This is a genomic window from Psychrobacillus sp. Z3-81 (assembly GCF_056620325.1).
Genome location: NZ_JBWQPU010000005.1, coordinates 134,048 through 152,216, shown reverse-complemented (window position 1 = coordinate 152,216; position 18,169 = coordinate 134,048). Strand labels below are relative to the sequence as shown.

Here is an 18,169-nt window from a genome sequence, read left to right as displayed (position 1 = left end):
TCATCCCCTTTAAAATATGAATGCTCATTCATTTATTATCATGACATATTCTCTGAGAATTTGCTAGATTTTTTATTTCCCAGGCAATATTTCGACATTGTCTTCACAATTCTGCCTTTTTAGCCGATAATAAAGAGAAAGGGGGAGAAAAGTATTGTGAAAAAAGTACTGTTTGTCTTCATTCTATTATTTGCTTTTTCGGGAGAAGTTCATGCTAATACAGTTTATGAAGTAAAAAAAGGCGATACGCTATCCAAAATTGCAAAGATTCATAAAGTAACTGTTCAGGACTTGAAGAATTGGAACAAGCTAAAGAAGGACAACCTTTATATCAGGCAAAAGCTTGTAGTTCAAAAACCAAAAACATCCACTCCGATAGTCAAGAAGCCAGTAGAAAAGGAAAAACCAGCTGTACAGAAAGATTATCAGTTAGGAGTCCCTAATGTTTCTCCTGCTATCTCGACAAGTAGTCAAACTACCTATCAGTTCTTAGTAGATTTTGCTCATCGATTAGAAGGCATCCCTTATTTGTTTGGTGGTAATACAATGACTGGCTTTGATTGTAGCGGCTTTATTTATTTTATTCATTCTCAAGCTGGTGTTGATATTACTAGAAAAAGTAGCGATGACTACTTTAAAGAAACAGTTGTTGTGGTAGAGCCTATCCCCGGAGATTTAGTGTTTTTTCAAAATACATACAAAGCTGGAATCTCACATATGGGAATCTATTTAGGAGAAAATAGATTTATCCATGCGGGAACTAAAGGGGTAGAGGTTACGAATTTAGATAATGTTTATTGGCAGGAACGATTTGTTTCCTTTAATAGATTTCAACACATTCAATAGAGGGGGATTGTAGTCGGATGAGATGGACAATAGGGAAGAAGCTAATGCTTAGTAATCTAGCCATTCTCGTTATTTTATTAGCAGTAGGTCTTTTTAGTATTTTGACTTTAAAGGATGTTAGTGACCAATATAAGCTGTTGCTAGACGATCGAATGGAAAAGGTGAATTTAATTAAGGAAATTAAGGGAGCTCAGAAGGATTCGGCTTCTCATCTTTTTGATCATTTGTTGACAAGCACAGATGCGTCCAAAAAGGGCGTGTTAGAAAGTGAGGAGTTAACGAAGAATTTAACAACTGAGCTTATAGAAGGTATCTCTGAGCCAAAATCTGTTGATTTATTAAACGAGTTTGAGAATAAACTAAATGTCTTTATTTCAACGAATGAAACTATTATTGCAGCGAAAGCAGCTAAGGACCAAGCAACGTTAAATACAATGACGACAAACTCGAAAAATATTAATCAAACGATGGTTGGTATTTTAGAAAAAGTAGAACAGAATCTTCAAGAGGAAATGTTGGCAACGAGAGCGGAAATTGATGATTTTATGGAAGGGGCATCTATCTTAGTTATTGCTGTATCGCTGGCAGGCGTTGTGTTAGGGATGTTACTTGCCTATGCTGTAACGAAAAGCATTACGAGACCAATTCATAAAGTGACAGACAGTCTAAAGGAAATAGCAAGTGGCAATTTGACGGTATCCTCCATACATATTAAAAATAAGGACGAGACTGGCGAGATGGCATCTGCTTTTAATCGAATGACAGAGGATTTGCGTTTAATCGTTACAAATGTAACAGATTCCTCGCTTAAGCTTGCAGCAAATGCAGAGGAGCTTTCAGCAGGAGCAGAGCAAAGCTTAGCATCGTCCCAACTTGTAGCAAAATCTGCAGGAGATCAAGTAGCATCTACTGACTCACAAATGAGTCATATGGACACTTCTGTGCAAGCCATGAATGAGCTTAAAAACGGAATTGACGAAATTTCTACAAGCAATGAGGACATGCTGCATTCCACAACAGAAGTACGTGAACTAATTGGAACCGGTTCAGAGGTGGTTGCTTCTGTTGCCGACCACATGAATACCATCCAAACTACGATTCATGAAGCGGCAGGAATCGTGACAGATATGGCAAAGCATTCAAATGAAATTCAAAGTATCACAGCCTTAATCAGTGATATTTCAGAACAGACAAACCTTCTTTCCTTAAACGCAGCAATCGAAGCGGCAAGAGCAGGCGAACATGGAAAAGGCTTTGCAGTAGTAGCAGAAGAAGTTCGCAAGCTAGCAGAGCAATCTAAAAACTCCGCAGCAGAAATTGACCGAATGATTGCGGTCATTCAAGCCTCCTCGAACAAAGCAGTCAAAGCGATAGCTGTCGGAGAAGAAAAAGTCGAGCAGGGAATATCTAAAACAGATGAATCACTAGAAGTGTTCAACCAAATTGAATCGGCCGTATCAGGAGTCAATGATAAGGTTCAATCTGTCTCCAGTGCCGTTCATCAAATCCAAGAAATCGCAGCAATGGTATCAGAGGGATCCAAAGAGGTTCAACGCCTTGCAGCAATCGTAGCGGACGGAGCGAACGACACAAGCGCCGCAACAGAGGAGCAGCTAGCAGTAAACGAGGAAATCACAGCAAATGCCCAATCCCTCGCAAACCTAGCAGAAAACCTCCAAGACACCATCAGCCATTTTAAAATATAAGAGCAACCCCCGTCCACTTGGTGGATGGGGGTTTTTGTTGGGTTAGGGGGACGGTGACAGGGATGGCTTTGAATGAAGAGAGATTACATAGAGGGTGATGACCGTCCTATTGATAGCTTCCAGTAGGGCGAGTGTAGCGAAAGTCTGTGACCGTCTTTTAAAATGAGAAGGGTATTGAGTGGAGGTTGGAAGCAAAATGGTAATACGTGCGGTTAATCCAGATTTACTTGCAGTTTAAGAATCGTTACTTGTGCTTAAGTAACCTTTACTAGCGGTAGCCAGGAGCTTACTTGCGATTGTCAAACTTTTTAGTTGCTCTTATTGATCAAATAGTTGCGCTAACCCATAATTTAGTTGCACTTTTGCTTGCTTTAGTTGCTCAAAGGGATATATTGATAATTTGTGTTTTCGATTGGTTGCAATTAAAGTTTGAGTGGTTGATAGCGTTACTGCTAGCGGAGAGTCAGGAGTTTAATGCGGACAAAAATTTAAGATACTCACCTATTTCAAGACACTGATCAAAATCACTATGCAAGTAGCCTCTCCAAGTGGTTCGGAGCGGCACCGACGACTCCTGTGGGAACGCACGAGGGAGAGACCTTGGCTCGACCCGTGCCCACGGAAAGCGTCGGCGCAGCGTAGAACCGAAGGTTAAGAAAATAAGAAGGATAAACATCTTCTTAAGACACAAAATCATACTTGCAAAATTTCAAACTCCAAATCTCCAGTCCTCTCTCAAAATAAATCTCCCATCAATCCGTCAAATTCCTAAAACTTTTAATAAAAATTTTTTCTATATTTAAAATGCGATATATCGCCAATGTAAGCGATTACATAAAAAGCGAATATTCTAAACTAACTGAAAATTTACAAAAAGCCTGTTGACTCTTGGTTTTGAGGGAGGTATGATAGCTTCAATATATTTTTTATTGCAAGAAAATTCACAAACTTATTGATAAAATTTTCTAGATATAAATGACTACTTGGCAAAAGATTTAGGAGAGATGTTTATGAGAAGTGACATGATCAAGAAAGGTGTTGACCGGGCACCACATCGAAGCTTACTTTACGCAACCGGGGTCAAGACAAGAGACTTAGATAAGCCGTTTATCGGTGTATGTAACTCCTATATAGATATCATTCCAGGGCATATGCATTTAAATAAATTCGCCGAAGTGGTCAAAGAGGCTATTCGAGAAGCAGGCGGAATTCCGTTTGAGTTCAACACAATCGGAGTGGATGACGGCATTGCGATGGGGCATATCGGGATGAGATACTCGCTGCCAAGTAGAGAGCTAATTGCCGATTCAGCGGAAACAGTTATTAACGCACATTGGTTTGACGGCGTGTTCTACATTCCGAACTGTGACAAAATCACACCAGGCATGCTGATGGCAGCGGTGAGAACGAATGTCCCAGCGGTATTTGTTTCGGGAGGACCGATGGAGGCAGGTGTCTCACAAGACGGTAAACAGCTTTCCCTTACCTCTGTATTTGAAGGGGTCGGCTCCTATAAGTCTGGTGGGATGACAGCGGAGCAGCTGCTCGACATTGAACAGAATGCATGTCCTACTTGTGGGTCTTGCTCCGGAATGTTCACCGCAAACTCGATGAACTCTCTAATGGAAATGCTAGGTGTCGCACTTCCGGGTAACGGCACGATTGTTGCAACCTCAGCAGAACGGCATGAGTTAATTCGGGAGGCTGCGAGACATTTGATTCGCATGGTAAAGGAAGATGTGAAGCCGAGAGATTTGATTACAAAGGAAACGATTGACGATGCGTTCGCGCTTGATATGGCGATGGGCGGCTCTACAAATACAGTGCTTCATACACTGGCGATTGCTCACGAGGCAGAAATTGATTACAACGTTAGCGACATCAATGAGGTTGCGAAGCGGATTCCTTATTTATCAAAAATCATGCCGGCATCTGATTACTCCATGCATGACGTACATCTTGCAGGAGGTGTAAGTGCCATTATTAAAGAGCTTTGTGAAATACCGGGTGCCGTCCATCCGGATCGACTCACCATTACAGGGAAGACGCTCTATGAAAATGTAAAAGATTGCGAGATTACGAATGAGCAAGTCATTCGAAGAAAAGAAAATCCTTATAGTCCGGTTGGAGGCTTATCCGTACTATTCGGAAATATTGCTCCTGAGGGTGGGGTTATCAAGGTAGGAGCAGTAGACCCATCTATCAAGGACTTTACTGGGAAGGCAATCGTGTTTGATTCACAAGAGGCTTGCCAAGAAGCGATTGATAATGGAACTGTGCAAGAAGGGCATGTGGTGGTCATACGCTACGAAGGTCCAAGAGGAGGCCCGGGAATGCCGGAGATGCTAGCTCCAACTTCTGCGATTCAAGGACGTGGACTTGGAACGAAGGTTGCGCTCATTACAGACGGAAGGTTTTCCGGAGCATCGAGAGGTATATCTATCGGTCATATTTCTCCGGAAGCAGCAGACGGTGGTCCAATTGCGTTAGTAGAGGATGGAGATATTATTTCAATCGACCTAACGGAAAGAACGATTGAGCTTCAGGTAAGTGAAGAGGAGCTTACAAATAGAAGGGCAAAGCTACCGCCATTTGAGCCGAAGATTAAAAAAGGATACTTAGCAAGATATTCGAAGCTTGTTACTTCAGCTAGCACTGGTGGAGTAATGAAAATATAAAACTACATAGACAAAGCGTTGATGAGGTTAAAGGAAGAGGAGCATTGTATTCACAGAGAGTCGGTATTGCTGGGAGCCGACAATACAACCTTTTCCGACATCCCCTCGGAGTGAGGTGCTGAACGGAGTAAAGTCCTAAGGCATTTCCGGGAGCAGTGAAGGACTGCCCCGTTAGAAAAGGATATACGGTTTTTCGCCGTATGTTCATGAGGCAGCATTGCTGCGAATTAGGGTGGTACCATGAAAGAATTTCATCCCTATGCAAACGAACGAAGGTTTTTTTGTATGGGAAGAGATTCTTTCTTTTTTTACAACTAATTACTGGACGAATAGGAGGAAACAGATGATGAAAATGACTGTGGAAGCCGAGCAATTAAGGACCGAGCCGTTTAGTGAAGAAGTCGCCAAAAGGAACGGGGCTGAGGTTTTTATTGAAACGTTGAAAAAGCATCAGGTGGAAGTAGTATTTGGGTACCCGGGAGGTGCAGTTTTGCCAATCTATGATGCGCTGCACAAGAATCCGATTAAGCATATCCTCGCAAGGCACGAGCAAGGAGCCATTCACGCGGCAGAGGGCTATGCACGGGTTTCTGGAAAGGTGGGAGTGGTCATCGCAACCTCTGGACCTGGTGCAACGAACGTGGTCACAGGGATAGCAGATGCCATGATGGACTCCATTCCACTTGTAGTGTTTACAGGGCAGGTTGCTACAACGGTCATTGGGACAGATGCCTTTCAGGAGGCGGATATTATAGGCATTACACAGCCAATCACGAAGCACAACTATCAGGTGAAGGATGTAGCAGACTTCCCGAGGATAATAAACGAAGCATTTCACATCGCATCCACTGGTCGTCCAGGACCCGTTGTCGTAGATATACCGAAAAATATGGCATTAGCCATTTTTGAAGAGCAGGTGGAGGAGGAAGAAAAGGTTTGCCTTCCAGGCTATCAGCCGACGACCTCTCCAAACTTCTTACAAATACAAAAGGCGGCTCTTGCCATCTCCCAAGCGAAGCAGCCATTGATTCTAGCAGGAGCAGGTGTTTTATTCGCAAAAGCAACAGACGAGCTAGCAGCGTTTGCGGAGAAATATCAAATTCCGGTGGCCAATACATTGCTAGGACTAGGATCTATCAAAGGAGACCATCCTCTATCCCTTGGAATGGCAGGGATGCACGGAACATATACAGCGAACATGGCCATTCAGACCTGTGACCTGCTCATTAACATTGGCGCTCGATTTGATGATCGACTGACAGGGAATTTAGCACATTTTGCACCGAATGCAAAAGTCATTCATATTGATATCGATCCAGCCGAGATTGGAAAAAACGTCCCAACAGAAATTCCGATAGTGGCGGATGCGAAGGAAGCATTACAGGCACTGCTCAATCAGAACGGTCCAAATGGCAACACTGCCGCATGGTTGGAGAGCCTTAAGGCGAATCAAAAACAGTATCCGCTATTCTATGAAAATGCACAGGAAAGTGGACTTCTGCCACAGCAGGTGCTAGAGCTAATTCAAGAATATACGGGTGGAGAGGCAGTCATTACAACGGATGTAGGTCAGCATCAGATGTGGACCGCTCAATATTACAAATTTGCGAGCCCACATAATTGGGTGACCTCTGGTGGACTAGGGACGATGGGCTTTGGTTTTCCTGCAGCGATTGGTGCTCAAATCGCAAAGCCGGACGCAAAGGTGGTCTCAATAGTAGGAGATGCAGGCTTTCAGATGACGCTTCAGGAGCTATCTCTTTTACAGGAGCTTAGAATTCCGGTAAAGGTCATTATTTTGAACAATCAAGCACTTGGAATGGTGAGACAGTGGCAGGAGACCTTCCATGGAGAGCGCTATTCTCATTCATTGATCCCAGTCCAGCCAGATTTTATGAAACTGGCAGCAGCCTATGCCATCAAGGGATACAAGATTGAAACGCTGGAACAAGCGAAGGAGCAGCTGAAGGAGGCACTCGAATCCGATGAGCCCGTCTTAATTGATTGTCGAGTGGTACAAAAGGTAAGTGTATACCCGATGGTTGCTCCAGGGAAAGGCTTGCATGAAATGATTGGGGTGAAGCCAGAGTGAGACGAATGATAACGATCACAGTAATCAATCAAAGTGGCGTGCTGAACAGGGTGACGGGATTGTTGATGAAAAGGCAATTCAATATTGAAAGCATCACAGTCGGGCACACAGAACAACCGCAGATTTCCAAGATGACGATTGTCGTCCATGTGGAGGATAAACAAAAGCTTGAGCAGCTTCTCAAACAGTTACAGAAGCAGGTAGATGTACTAAAGGTACAGGATATTTCGGATAAAGCGATTGTCGTTCGAGAGCTGGCGCTCATAAAGGTCGTTTCTCCTCCGGCAGTAAGGGCGGAAATCAATAGTATCGTAGAGCCGTTCCGAGCACAGACAATTGATACAGGAAAGAACGTCGTAACCTTTCAAGTCACTGGGCATTCAGAAAAGATAGATGCATTCATTGAGCTAGTAAGGCCTTATGGAATAAAAGAGCTTACGAGAACCGGTGTCACTGCCTTTGTAAGGGAAACACAAAAGGCTCCTGCGCCACAGCTATCCATTTTACAATAAAGTGAAATTTTGATTGGTAGGGGTTTTCTTTCATCCCCCAGCAATCATTAGTTGAACCAATCGGGCTTTTAGGGACAGTTGATCTCCCGCTTAGCTGTTTCATTTCTTTTACCATCTTGAATTGGGAATCTTACTGTCCCTTAATGCGGGATAAAAAAACAATATAAAAACTAGGAGGAATTTATTATGGCGAAAATGTATTATAACGGGGATATCAACGAGGCAGTTCTACAGGAAAAGACAATCGCAATCATCGGCTATGGCTCGCAGGGGCATGCACATGCATCGAACTTGAAGGATTCCGGCTATAACGTGGTAGTAGGGATTCGCCCAGGGAAATCGTATGATCAGGCAAAAGAGGACGGTCATGAGGTGTATATGGTGAAGGAAGCGGCTGAACGTGCAGACGTAATCATGGTTTTATTGCCAGATGAAAAACAAAAGGCAGTATATGAGGCAGAAATCGAGCAGGCTCTAGCAGCTGGGAAGTCACTAGCATTTGCACACGGCTTTAACATTCACTTTGGTCAAATCATTCCACCTGAGGATGTAGATGTATTCCTAGTTGCACCTAAGGGACCGGGACATTTAGTGCGTAGAACATACGAATCTGGTGCTGGAGTTCCAGGATTATTCGCTGTATACCAAGATGCAACCGGAAATGCGAAGGAAACGGCACTTGCCTATGCAAAAGGAATCGGGTCTGCAAGAGCTGGTGTATTAGAAACGTCCTTTAAAGAAGAAACAGAGACAGATCTATTCGGTGAGCAGGCTGTACTTTGTGGAGGAACGACTGCTCTTGTGAAAGCCGGCTTTGAAACACTTGTGGAAGCAGGTTATCAGCCAGAGCTAGCCTATTTTGAAACGCTCCATGAGCTGAAGCTCATTGTCGACCTAATGTATGAGGGAGGACTTTCTACGATGCGATATTCCATCTCCGATACAGCAGAATGGGGCGATTTCGTATCAGGGCCTAGAATCATAGATGCATCAGTGAAGGAACGGATGAAAGATGTACTGGCAGATATCCAAAGCGGAAAGTTTGCAAAGGAATGGATTGAGGAGAACGAAACGAATCGTCCGAAATATAATGCGATCAAGGAAGCAGAATCGAAGCACCAAATTGAAGAGGTGGGAGAAAAACTTCGTGAGATGATGCCATTTATCAACGCAGGTAAAAAACAGGTGAGGAAAGAAGTGGTGACTAGTGGGCAAGGTTGACATATTTGATACTACCCTAAGAGATGGCGAGCAGTCCGCTGGGATTAACCTGAATACGCAGGAAAAGCTAGAAATCGCACGTCAGCTTGAAAGATATGGCGTTTCCATTATTGAGGCGGGGTTTCCTGCCTCCTCACCTGGAGACTTTCATGCAGTGAAGCAAATTGCGGACACTGTCAAGAATTCCGTGGTAACTGGCTTGGCTCGCTCGATGAAAAGTGATATTGAGACATCTTGGGAGGCACTAAGAGGCGGGGTACAGCCACATCTTCATACATTTATCGCAACCTCTCCAATTCATATGCAATATAAGCTGAATAAAACACCGGAGCAGGTAATCGAGCTGGCAGTGGAATCCGTTAAGCTGGCACGAAAATATTTTCCGCTGGTGCAATGGTCTGCAGAGGATGCGACACGTTCCGATCGAGACTTCCTTGTGAGAATCATTCAAGAGGTAATTAAGGCAGGAGCTACCACGATCAATATTCCAGATACGGTGGGATATGCCACTCCTATTGAATACGGCGCACTTTTCCGATATTTATCGGAAAATGTGCATGGCATAGAAAAGGTAAAGCTCTCTGCACATTGTCATGACGACTTAGGCTTTGCCGTAGCGAACTCCTTGGCAGCTGTTGAAAACGGAGCCACGCAGGTGGAGGGAACGATTAACGGTATTGGAGAACGGGCTGGAAATGCGGCGCTAGAGGAAGTGGCGGTAGCCCTTCATATACGAAAGGATTATTATCAAACGGAATCTGGCATTGTGCTGAAGGAAACCAAACGCACGAGCCAGCTCGTAAGCAAGCTGACAGGGGTTGTCATTCAGCCGAATAAAGCAGTAGTCGGGAAAAATGCTTTTGCCCATGAATCTGGCATCCATCAGGACGGCATGCTAAAGAATCCAGAAACCTATGAAATTATTACCCCGGCTTTAATTGGAGAAGCAGCAACTGAGCTAGTGTTAGGAAAGCATTCCGGACGCCATGCCTTTTCGAAAAGGGCAGAGGAGCTAGGGTTTCAGCTAGAGCCGGATAAATTAAACGCTGCTTTTGCTACTTTTAAAAAGCTAGCCGATCGGAAAAAGGAAATTTCCGAAGAGGATCTATTCACTTTATTGACAGAGCAGCAGGTAACTAGTGGAGAAGTCGAGGTTTACGAGCTAGAGGAGCTGGTCGTTCATTATGAAAACAATGTGCCAACCTCTACAATTCGAATCAAAAACCCAAGTGGAGAAAGTCTTATTGCAAAAGGAGAGGGCTCCGGAGCGGTAGAAGCAATTTTTCAGACGTTAGAAATACTGGTGAATGGAGAGGTGAAAATCCTAGATTACCGAGTATCCTCTATTTCAAAAGGAAGAGATGCGCTTGGGGAAGCAGTGATCAACCTTTCTTATAATGGTGCAGTATCCACTGGAAGAAATTCGTCACAGGATGTGTTAAAGGCATCCGCGAGAGCTTATATAAATGCGATCAATCGTCGACTGATGCAAGAGCATGTGCAAGAACGTAAGGCATTAGTGAATCAATAAAAGAGGAGTGAGTGAGATGGAAAAAACAATCACTGTATTACCAGGCGATGGAATCGGCTTAGAGGTGACAGAGGCTGCCGTTAAGGTGTTAAAGGCAATCGGCAAACGCTACAACCATACCTTTCATATGCAATACGGCGTCATTGGGGGAGCGGCGATTGATGCATTTGAAAACCCCCTGCCGAAAGAGACGATTCGTATGTGTGGCGAGAGTGATGCAATCCTTTTAGGTGCCGTTGGAGGTCCAAAGTGGGATCAGTATCCATCTCACTTACGTCCGGAAAAGGGCTTGCTGGCTCTTCGAAAGCATTTCGGGCTTTATGCGAATATCCGCCCGGTGAAGGCGATCCCTGCACTATTAGACGCATCTCCTTTGAAAAAGGAAATCGCGGAACATGTAGATATGGTCATTGTGCGAGAGCTGACCGGAGGCTTATATTTCGCAGAGCCAAGGAAGAAAACGAATGACTACGCAGTAGATTCCCTTGTCTATACAAGAGAAGAAATCGAGCGAATTGTCGATGTGGCCTTCCAGCTTGCGAGAAGCCGGAGAGGGAAGCTGGCATCCGTTGACAAGGCGAATGTATTAGATTCCAGTAAGCTGTGGCGTGAAATTGTGGAAGAGAAGAAGCAGGGCTACCCTGATGTGAAGGTAGAGCATATGCTCGTAGATTCTACTTCCATGAAGCTAATTACAGGCCCGGCGGAGTTTGATGTAATCGTGACGGAGAATATGTTCGGAGATATTTTGAGCGATGAGGCTTCTGTTATAACAGGCTCTCTAGGTATGCTACCATCTGCAAGTATGCGAGAGGATGGCTTTGGTTTATTCGAACCGGTGCACGGCTCTGCACCTGATATCGCTGGACAGAATAAGGCAAACCCAGCAGCGGCCATTCTTTCTGCGGCAATGATGCTAAGGGAGTCCTTCCAAATGGAAACAGAGGCTATAGCAATAGAGGAAGCCGTTAATAGTGTACTAAATGATGGATTCTTTACAGGTGATTTGGCGCCGAAAGGTAGTAGGGTTTTATCCACAAAAGAATGGACGGATAAGGTATTAGATGAACTAGATTTAGAGTTTGTTTCCGATAGTATCATGTATTCATATGTGTAAGTGAGGAGAGAGCGGGATGGCAAAGACGATTATTGAAAAAATTTGGGAGCAGCATGTGGTTTATCGAGAGGAAGGGAAGCCGGATCTTCTTTATATTGACCTTCATTTAATACACGAGGTTACTTCACCTCAGGCGTTTGAAGGCTTACGTATAAATAATCGCAAGGTTCGCAGACCGGACTTATGCTATGCGACGATGGATCATAATGTACCAACCCTCAATAGGCACGTAATAAAGGATCCCATCGCCTCCAAGCAGATTAATACACTTCAACAGAACTGCGAGGAATTTGGCATCCCTCTTGCAAATATTGGCCACCCAGATCAAGGGATTGTGCATATCATTGGTCCCGAGTTAGGCCTTACGCAGCCAGGAAAAACAATTGTGTGTGGAGACAGCCATACCTCCACACACGGTGCTTTTGGAGCTATCGCATTTGGAATCGGTACTAGTGAGGTGGAGCATGTGCTTTCCACTCAGACGCTTTGGCAAGCCAGACCGAAAACAATGGAAATCAAAGTGACAGGGGAACTAGGTCATGGCGTAGCTGCAAAGGATATTATTCTTGCGATTATCTCCAAGTTTGGCATCGACATGGGTACCGGTTATATCGTGGAATACACCGGGGACGCTATTAGGAAGCTTTCGATGGAGGAGCGCATGACTATTTGTAATATGTCAATCGAAGCTGGAGCGAGAGCTGGTTTGATTAGCCCGGATGAAACAACGATTGAATTTCTACGAGGACGTGAGTATTCTCCGAAGGGTGAAGCTTTTGAAGAAGAAGCGAAGCGCTGGCTTGCGTTGGCGACAGATTCGGGAGCAGTATACGATAAAACGGTGGAAATTTCCGCTGACGAAATAGAGCCGTTTGTCACTTGGGGGACAAATCCTTCCATGGGCTCTGGCGTGACGCAAAGAATCCCATATAAGGCAGATTTCACAGATGTTAGTGACCAGCAGGCACATGAGAAGGCATTAGCATATATGGGCTTGCAAGAGGGAATGCCGATTGAGGATATCCAAATCAGCAATGTATTTATTGGCTCCTGTACGAATGCTCGATTAAGCGATTTGCGAGCGGCTGCTAAGATAGTAGAAGGACGAAAAGTACATCCTAACGTGCATGCCATCGTGGTACCAGGATCGCAAACCGTGAAGGCTCAGGCAGAGCAGGAAGGGCTTGACCAAGTGTTCAAGAATGCTGGGTTTGAATGGAGAGACTCGGGCTGCAGCATGTGTCTTGCGATGAACGATGATGTGGTACCAGCCGGAGAGCATTGTGCCTCCACCTCCAATCGAAATTTTGAAGGTCGTCAAGGAGCTGGCGCTAGAACTCATTTAATGAGTCCAGCAATGGCAGCAGCTGCCGCAATAGAAGGTCATATAGTGGACGTAAGAAAATTTCAGCTGGCACATGTGTAAGGAGGAACACCATGGAACCGATTAATATAGTGAAAAGTGTTATCACACCTCTTAATAGAAAGAACGTCGATACTGACCAGATTATCTCGAAGGAATTTTTGAAGCGTATTGAACGTACAGGCTTTGGCAAGTATCTATTTTATCATTGGAGATTTGATTCGGCTGGGAATGAAAGAGAAGATTTTATTTTAAATGATGCTCGCTACAAAGGCTCCTCTATTTTAGTTGCACAAGACAATTTTGGGTGTGGCTCCTCTCGTGAGCATGCACCTTGGGCAATATTTGACTATGGCTTTCGTGTGGTCATTGCACCTAGCTTTGCGGATATCTTCTATAATAACTGTATGAAAAATGGTCTATTGCCAATCAAGCTAGGGGTAGAAGAGGTGGAGCAGCTATTAGCGAAAGAAACGTATTTGATGGAGGTAAACCTAGAGGAGCAAACTGTAATCGGCGAGGAGGGCACGGTCTTTCATTTTGATATCGACCCTTATCAGAAGAAAATGCTGCTTAATGGCTGGGATGAAATTTCACTGACCTTTCAATATGAGGAACACATAAAAGCATACGAGGAACGCTCACTGGCTTAAGCTGGTGAGTTTTTTTGTGGACACTTGACTTATAGCGGTAACTAAAATATAATTAGTTACGAAAAGTAACTGCAGAGGGGTTATCCTATGAAATATCATCAAAAGCCTTTGACGTACGTGGAGTTAGTAGAATTAAAGGTAATGGATTTAGAAAAATCCAATCGCTTCTATCAAGAGGTGCTAGGCTTCCAAGTTCTAGAGCAGACGGACAATAAAATAGTCTATACAGCAGATGGAGAGACAGCACTTGTTTCCATCACGAAGCCAGCAGAAGTAACGGCGAAGCCACCAAAAACAACGGGCTTGTACCACCTAGCCATATTGCTCCCTAGTCGAGCAGATTTAGGTGCGTTCCTACGGCATGCCATTGAATCAAATATCCAATTAGGAGCAAGCGACCACATCGTCAGTGAAGCATTGTATCTGAACGACCCAGACGGAAACGGGATAGAAATCTATCGAGATCGTCCAGACAATGAATGGAACTGGGAGAAAGGCAACGTAGCAATGGACTCCTTACCAATTGACGGAGCAGGTGTCTTAGAGGCAGGTCAGCATACCGAATGGAAAGGCATGCCGAAAGAAACGCTAATGGGCCATATCCATTTACAAGTGGCTGATTTAAAAGCAACTCAGCAATTCTACGAGCTTCTAGGCTTTGAATTAGTAACCCCATATCCAGGTGCACTCTTCATGTCCTCCGGCAAGTACCATCACCATATCGGATTCAATACATGGGGTAGTCAAGGCGCACAGCCAGCTCCGGATACAGCAACCGGACTCGAGGCTTTTACAGTTGTTTATCCTTCTTTTGAGGAAAGGGAAAAGGTGATTGAGAGGCTTGGGGAGAAGGGGATATCTGTTAGTGAGGAAGACGGGGTATTTATAGTTAAGGATCCATCGCAAAATAGAATGAAGCTAGTTGTGAAGTGATAGAGGAAACCGCTACCGTATAGGTGGCGGTTTTTAGTTGGAGATAACATTGCTTTGAAGGTTGTTGTCTATGAATACCAGTCATAGTTTAATAATCGCAAAGACCGTCCCCATAATCGCAAGATAGGATTCCTAATCGCAAGATCATGAACCTTAATCGTAAGATAGGATTTCCTAATCGCAAGATCAGTAACCTTAATCGCAAAATAGGCTCACCTAATCGCAAGATCCAACCAGTTAATCGCAAAGACCACGTTGTTGATCGTTAAGATTGGTACGCAGGAATTCTTCATCGTAAAGATAAGTCAGGAAATCGTCAAGATTATCTTTATAATCGTTAAGATACGAAGGTTAATCGTAAAGATCCGGCTGCTAATCGTAAAGATTGGTAGGCAGAAATCCTTATCGTAAAGATAAGTAGTGGAAGCGTCAAGATTGGCTCCCTAATCGTCAAGATACGAAGGTTAATCTTCAAGATCTACCTGCTAATCGTTAAGATCAGTGGTCGAGCCGTACCTTGGGTAAGCGTCCGCCGAAAACGGAGAACCAGACTTTCTTCTAATATAAAGGCCATCATGACATTCAATCATGATGACCTTTTATTTTGTACAAATCTCTTTATCCTTCTTATCAATGTGCCTTCAACATACCGCCATCAACCACTAAGCTTTGGCCTGTCATATAGGAATTAGCCTCTGAGCATAGGAAGGTAATGACTTTCGCGAATTCCTCGGGCTCGCCGTAACGTTCGATAGGGATAGCCTCGCGATTACCCTGGCGGATTTCCTCTAGTGACACTTGTTTCTTATTTGCTGCAATTTCATCAAGCTCTGTCACTCGGTCCGTCTGAATTCTCCCTGGTCCTACGGTATTTATCATGATATTGTACTTGGCATTTTCTCTCGCCAAGGTTTTAGATAGCCCCACCATCCCTAATCGGAAGGTGTTGGACAAGATAAGTCCATCAATAACCTCTTTCGTTGAGGAGGATGAAATGTTTACGATCCTGCCGAAGTTTTGCTCACGCATATGCGGGAGAGCCAGTCTGATTGTGCGTATGTAGCTTAGTAGATTTTTTTCAAATGAGTTGATCCAATCGGAATCATTTACCTGGTCGAACCCGCCGGCAGTTGGGCCACCTGCATTATTTACTAAGATATCGATCCCTCCGAGCTGCTTGTTCACTGTATCGAAAAGGCTTTGGATATCCTCTTCTTTTGTTACATCGCATACTTGATAGAAGACCTGCTCGTTTTCGGAGACGTTTCGAATCTCTTCTACAGTCGCCTGAAGATCTTTTTCGCTTCTACTAGAAATAAAAACAAATGCCCCTTCTTTTGCGAATTGAGTAGCAGTCGCTTTCCCTAACCCCTTACTCGAAGCCATGACAATTACACGCTTTCCTTTCAGTCCTAAATTCATAAAAACATCTCTCCTTCCCTGGTCTTTCTATACATTTTACCGAGAAAAAAGGTTTCTGTCTTTACGTACGTTCCTACTATTCTAACAAATGCAATTAGAACTAGAGCTTTAGAAAATATACCTAAGTAGAAATTCCTCTAAAAAACTCGTATTTCATCAATCGATGTAAGTAGGAACAATTTTTCCTATAGAATATTGTTGAAAAGATTTTAGAGAAATGCAGTAATAGCAAGGCTTGTCCCGTTTTTTCTATTTTTTATCCAAAAGAATTAGACGTTCTCTGTAACATATTTGTTACACAATTGTAAAAATAAAAGAGTTTAAAAAGTGGTAAGATGGGTTTAGATAAATTTTCAGAAAATTAAGTTTTGGGGGAGCCAAATGAGATTGAGATCTATGTTGCAAAAGGCCATGGCTATATTCGTACTATCTTTTCTTATAGTATCAACAACATTCGCTGTTAATACCGAAGCTGCAAGCTCTGTAAATTCATCCGACTTAGTTTCAACAGCAAAAGATTTGATTGGTATCAAATATCGCGGCGGTGGCACGACAAAAGCTGGTTTTGATTGCTCAGGATTTGTGGGGTATGTTTACAAGGATTTAGGAATAAGTTTACCAAGATCTTCTTCAGGGATGTATGCAACTGGTACAAAGGTGAAAAAAGATGACTTAGCCTCTGGTGATTTAGTATTTTTTAATACATCTGGTAAAGGTGTATCACATGTAGGAATATACATTGGAAATGGTAAGTTTATTCATTCATCCAGTTCAAAGGGTGTAAAAATTGATAAACTAAGCGACCCATATTATTGGGGGAAACGCTATGTTGGTGCTAAGCGTGTAGCAGAGGTTACTGTAGCTAAAAACGAATAAAAACATATTAAAATGTGCTCTATCGTATACTAAAGCGATAGAGCATTTTTCTTTGGTAAGTAATTATAATTTTACTAAAGCTTGGTGAAAATAGAATGTATATAGTTGATTATTTGGGACTCCTTCGTCATAATGGAAAAAAGATGAAAATCGTGACCGGGAGGGATCAAAAGGAATGAGTATTTCCGTTATACATTTGGTGAACCGAGCAAGGCGAGCTTCCGTTTAATTATGCAGAAGGATAAGGAAAAGGAGGTTGAGCTCTCGGAAAAAGGAAAATGCTATATTGTAGATATTAGTCCGAATGGTGCTAGGATTTTGTCTAATCGTAAATGAATTAAAGAATCGCAGAAAAAAAGAAATAAGCAGAGTTCACTGATTCGACAAAAAACGACAAAAATTAAATAAATATATTTTAAAAAAGCAGGATATTATAGATTGGTGTAGAAATATTATTATAGAGCTTAAATTAAAGGAGGAGTTTACATGTTAAACTTTAACATTCGCGGAGAAAATATTGAGGTGACTCCTGCAATTAGAGAATACGTTGAAGGGAAAATCGACAAAGTTGGCCGCTACTTTAATGAGGATATTCAAGCTACAGCAAACGTCAATCTAAAAGTTTATAATGATAAACAAACAAAAATAGAAGTAACAATCCCGATGAAAAACTTGACTCTTAGAGCAGAAGAGCGTCATTCAGATATGTATGCTGCAATTGATTTAATTGTAGATAAATTAGAAAGACAAATCCGTAAATATAAAACAAAAGTAAACCGCAAATTCCGTGAGCGTGAAGGTGTTGGAGCATACTTTGCAACAATCGAAGCTCCGGATGCACCAGTAGCTACAGAAGAAGATGAATACAATATCGTACGTACGAAGCAATTTGATCTTAAACCAATGGATCAAGAGGAAGCAGTATTACAAATGAATATGCTTGGTCACAATTTCTTCATCTTCACTGATGCAGATTCTATGGGAACTAACATTGTGTATAAACGTAAAGATGGAAAATACGGCTTAATCGAAACAAACTAAATCGACATCGACCCATCCCTTTTTTAGGGATGGGTTTTCTATTTGTGTTCTACAATTTTCGTTGAGGTGTCCACATATAAATAGTACAAGTTCGAACTGTATATAAAGCAACAGTGTGAATGAAACATGGACATTAATTCGACATGGCACGAGAACCTTACTAGAAGTGAACTACCTA

The 18,169-nt window shown here is 43.0% G+C and carries 14 protein-coding genes; 13 read left to right on the top strand and 1 reads right to left on the bottom strand.

Annotated features, from left to right (window positions below; translation table 11 throughout):
• Positions 1–156: 156 nt before the first annotated feature.
• The 11 genes from AC1ECF_RS07755 to AC1ECF_RS07705 all read left to right on the top strand — a co-directional run bounded on the left by AC1ECF_RS07755 (position 157) and on the right by AC1ECF_RS07705 (position 14,652).
• Positions 157–846 carry a C40 family peptidase gene (locus AC1ECF_RS07755; RefSeq protein WP_480388828.1) on the top strand — a complete coding sequence of 230 codons (690 nt, stop codon included), beginning with the start codon at positions 157–159 and terminating at the stop codon, positions 844–846.
• Between the two features lie 17 nt (positions 847–863).
• Positions 864–2,552, top strand: a complete 1,689-nt coding sequence (locus tag AC1ECF_RS07750) for a methyl-accepting chemotaxis protein (RefSeq protein WP_480388827.1) — start codon at positions 864–866, stop codon at positions 2,550–2,552.
• Between the two features lie 1,010 nt (positions 2,553–3,562).
• Positions 3,563–5,230: a dihydroxy-acid dehydratase gene (ilvD, locus tag AC1ECF_RS07745; protein WP_480388826.1), complete on the top strand. Its 1,668-nt coding sequence runs from the start codon at positions 3,563–3,565 to the stop codon at positions 5,228–5,230.
• A gap of 352 nt (positions 5,231–5,582) precedes the next feature.
• Positions 5,583–7,322 (top strand): acetolactate synthase large subunit, encoded by a 1,740-nt coding sequence (gene ilvB, locus AC1ECF_RS07740; RefSeq protein WP_480388880.1) that lies wholly within the window; start codon positions 5,583–5,585, stop codon positions 7,320–7,322.
• Positions 7,319–7,834: an acetolactate synthase small subunit gene (gene ilvN / locus AC1ECF_RS07735; RefSeq protein ID WP_480388825.1), complete on the top strand. Its 516-nt coding sequence runs from the start codon at positions 7,319–7,321 to the stop codon at positions 7,832–7,834. Before ilvB ends, ilvN begins: the two co-directional genes overlap by 4 nt.
• 186 nt (positions 7,835–8,020) lie before the next feature.
• Positions 8,021–9,055, top strand: coding sequence for a ketol-acid reductoisomerase (gene ilvC, locus AC1ECF_RS07730; RefSeq protein WP_480388824.1), 1,035 nt, complete (start codon positions 8,021–8,023; stop codon positions 9,053–9,055).
• On the top strand, positions 9,042–10,586 hold the full coding sequence (locus tag AC1ECF_RS07725) for a 2-isopropylmalate synthase (protein WP_480388823.1): 1,545 nt from the start codon (positions 9,042–9,044) through the stop codon (positions 10,584–10,586). The genes ilvC and AC1ECF_RS07725 overlap by 14 nt, the downstream gene beginning before the upstream one ends.
• 16 nt (positions 10,587–10,602) lie before the next feature.
• A complete protein-coding gene (leuB, locus tag AC1ECF_RS07720; protein WP_480388822.1) occupies positions 10,603–11,703 on the top strand; it encodes a 3-isopropylmalate dehydrogenase in 1,101 nt (366 codons plus the stop codon).
• Between the two features lie 16 nt (positions 11,704–11,719).
• The gene (gene leuC, locus AC1ECF_RS07715) at positions 11,720–13,129 is read left to right on the top strand and encodes a 3-isopropylmalate dehydratase large subunit (RefSeq protein WP_480388821.1); all 1,410 of its coding nucleotides are present in this window, start codon (positions 11,720–11,722) and stop codon (positions 13,127–13,129) included.
• Between the two features lie 11 nt (positions 13,130–13,140).
• Positions 13,141–13,719 carry a 3-isopropylmalate dehydratase small subunit gene (gene leuD / locus AC1ECF_RS07710; RefSeq protein ID WP_480388820.1) on the top strand — a complete coding sequence of 193 codons (579 nt, stop codon included), beginning with the start codon at positions 13,141–13,143 and terminating at the stop codon, positions 13,717–13,719.
• Between the two features lie 87 nt (positions 13,720–13,806).
• Positions 13,807–14,652 carry a VOC family protein gene (locus AC1ECF_RS07705; protein WP_480388819.1) on the top strand — a complete coding sequence of 282 codons (846 nt, stop codon included), beginning with the start codon at positions 13,807–13,809 and terminating at the stop codon, positions 14,650–14,652.
• A 630-nt stretch (positions 14,653–15,282) separates the two neighbouring features.
• On the opposite strand, the gene AC1ECF_RS07700 is transcribed toward AC1ECF_RS07705, so the two are convergent.
• Positions 15,283–16,074: an SDR family oxidoreductase gene (locus AC1ECF_RS07700; RefSeq protein WP_480388818.1), complete on the bottom strand. Its 792-nt coding sequence runs from the start codon at positions 16,072–16,074 to the stop codon at positions 15,283–15,285.
• Positions 16,075–16,455: 381 nt separating this feature from the next.
• Between AC1ECF_RS07700 and AC1ECF_RS07695 the strand changes: the two genes are divergently transcribed.
• Both AC1ECF_RS07695 and hpf read left to right on the top strand, forming a co-directional pair.
• On the top strand, positions 16,456–16,950 hold the full coding sequence (locus AC1ECF_RS07695) for a C40 family peptidase (RefSeq protein ID WP_480388817.1): 495 nt from the start codon (positions 16,456–16,458) through the stop codon (positions 16,948–16,950).
• A 486-nt stretch (positions 16,951–17,436) separates the two neighbouring features.
• Positions 17,437–17,991: a ribosome hibernation-promoting factor, HPF/YfiA family gene (gene hpf, locus AC1ECF_RS07690; RefSeq protein ID WP_480388816.1), complete on the top strand. Its 555-nt coding sequence runs from the start codon at positions 17,437–17,439 to the stop codon at positions 17,989–17,991.
• Positions 17,992–18,169 lie beyond the last annotated feature (178 nt).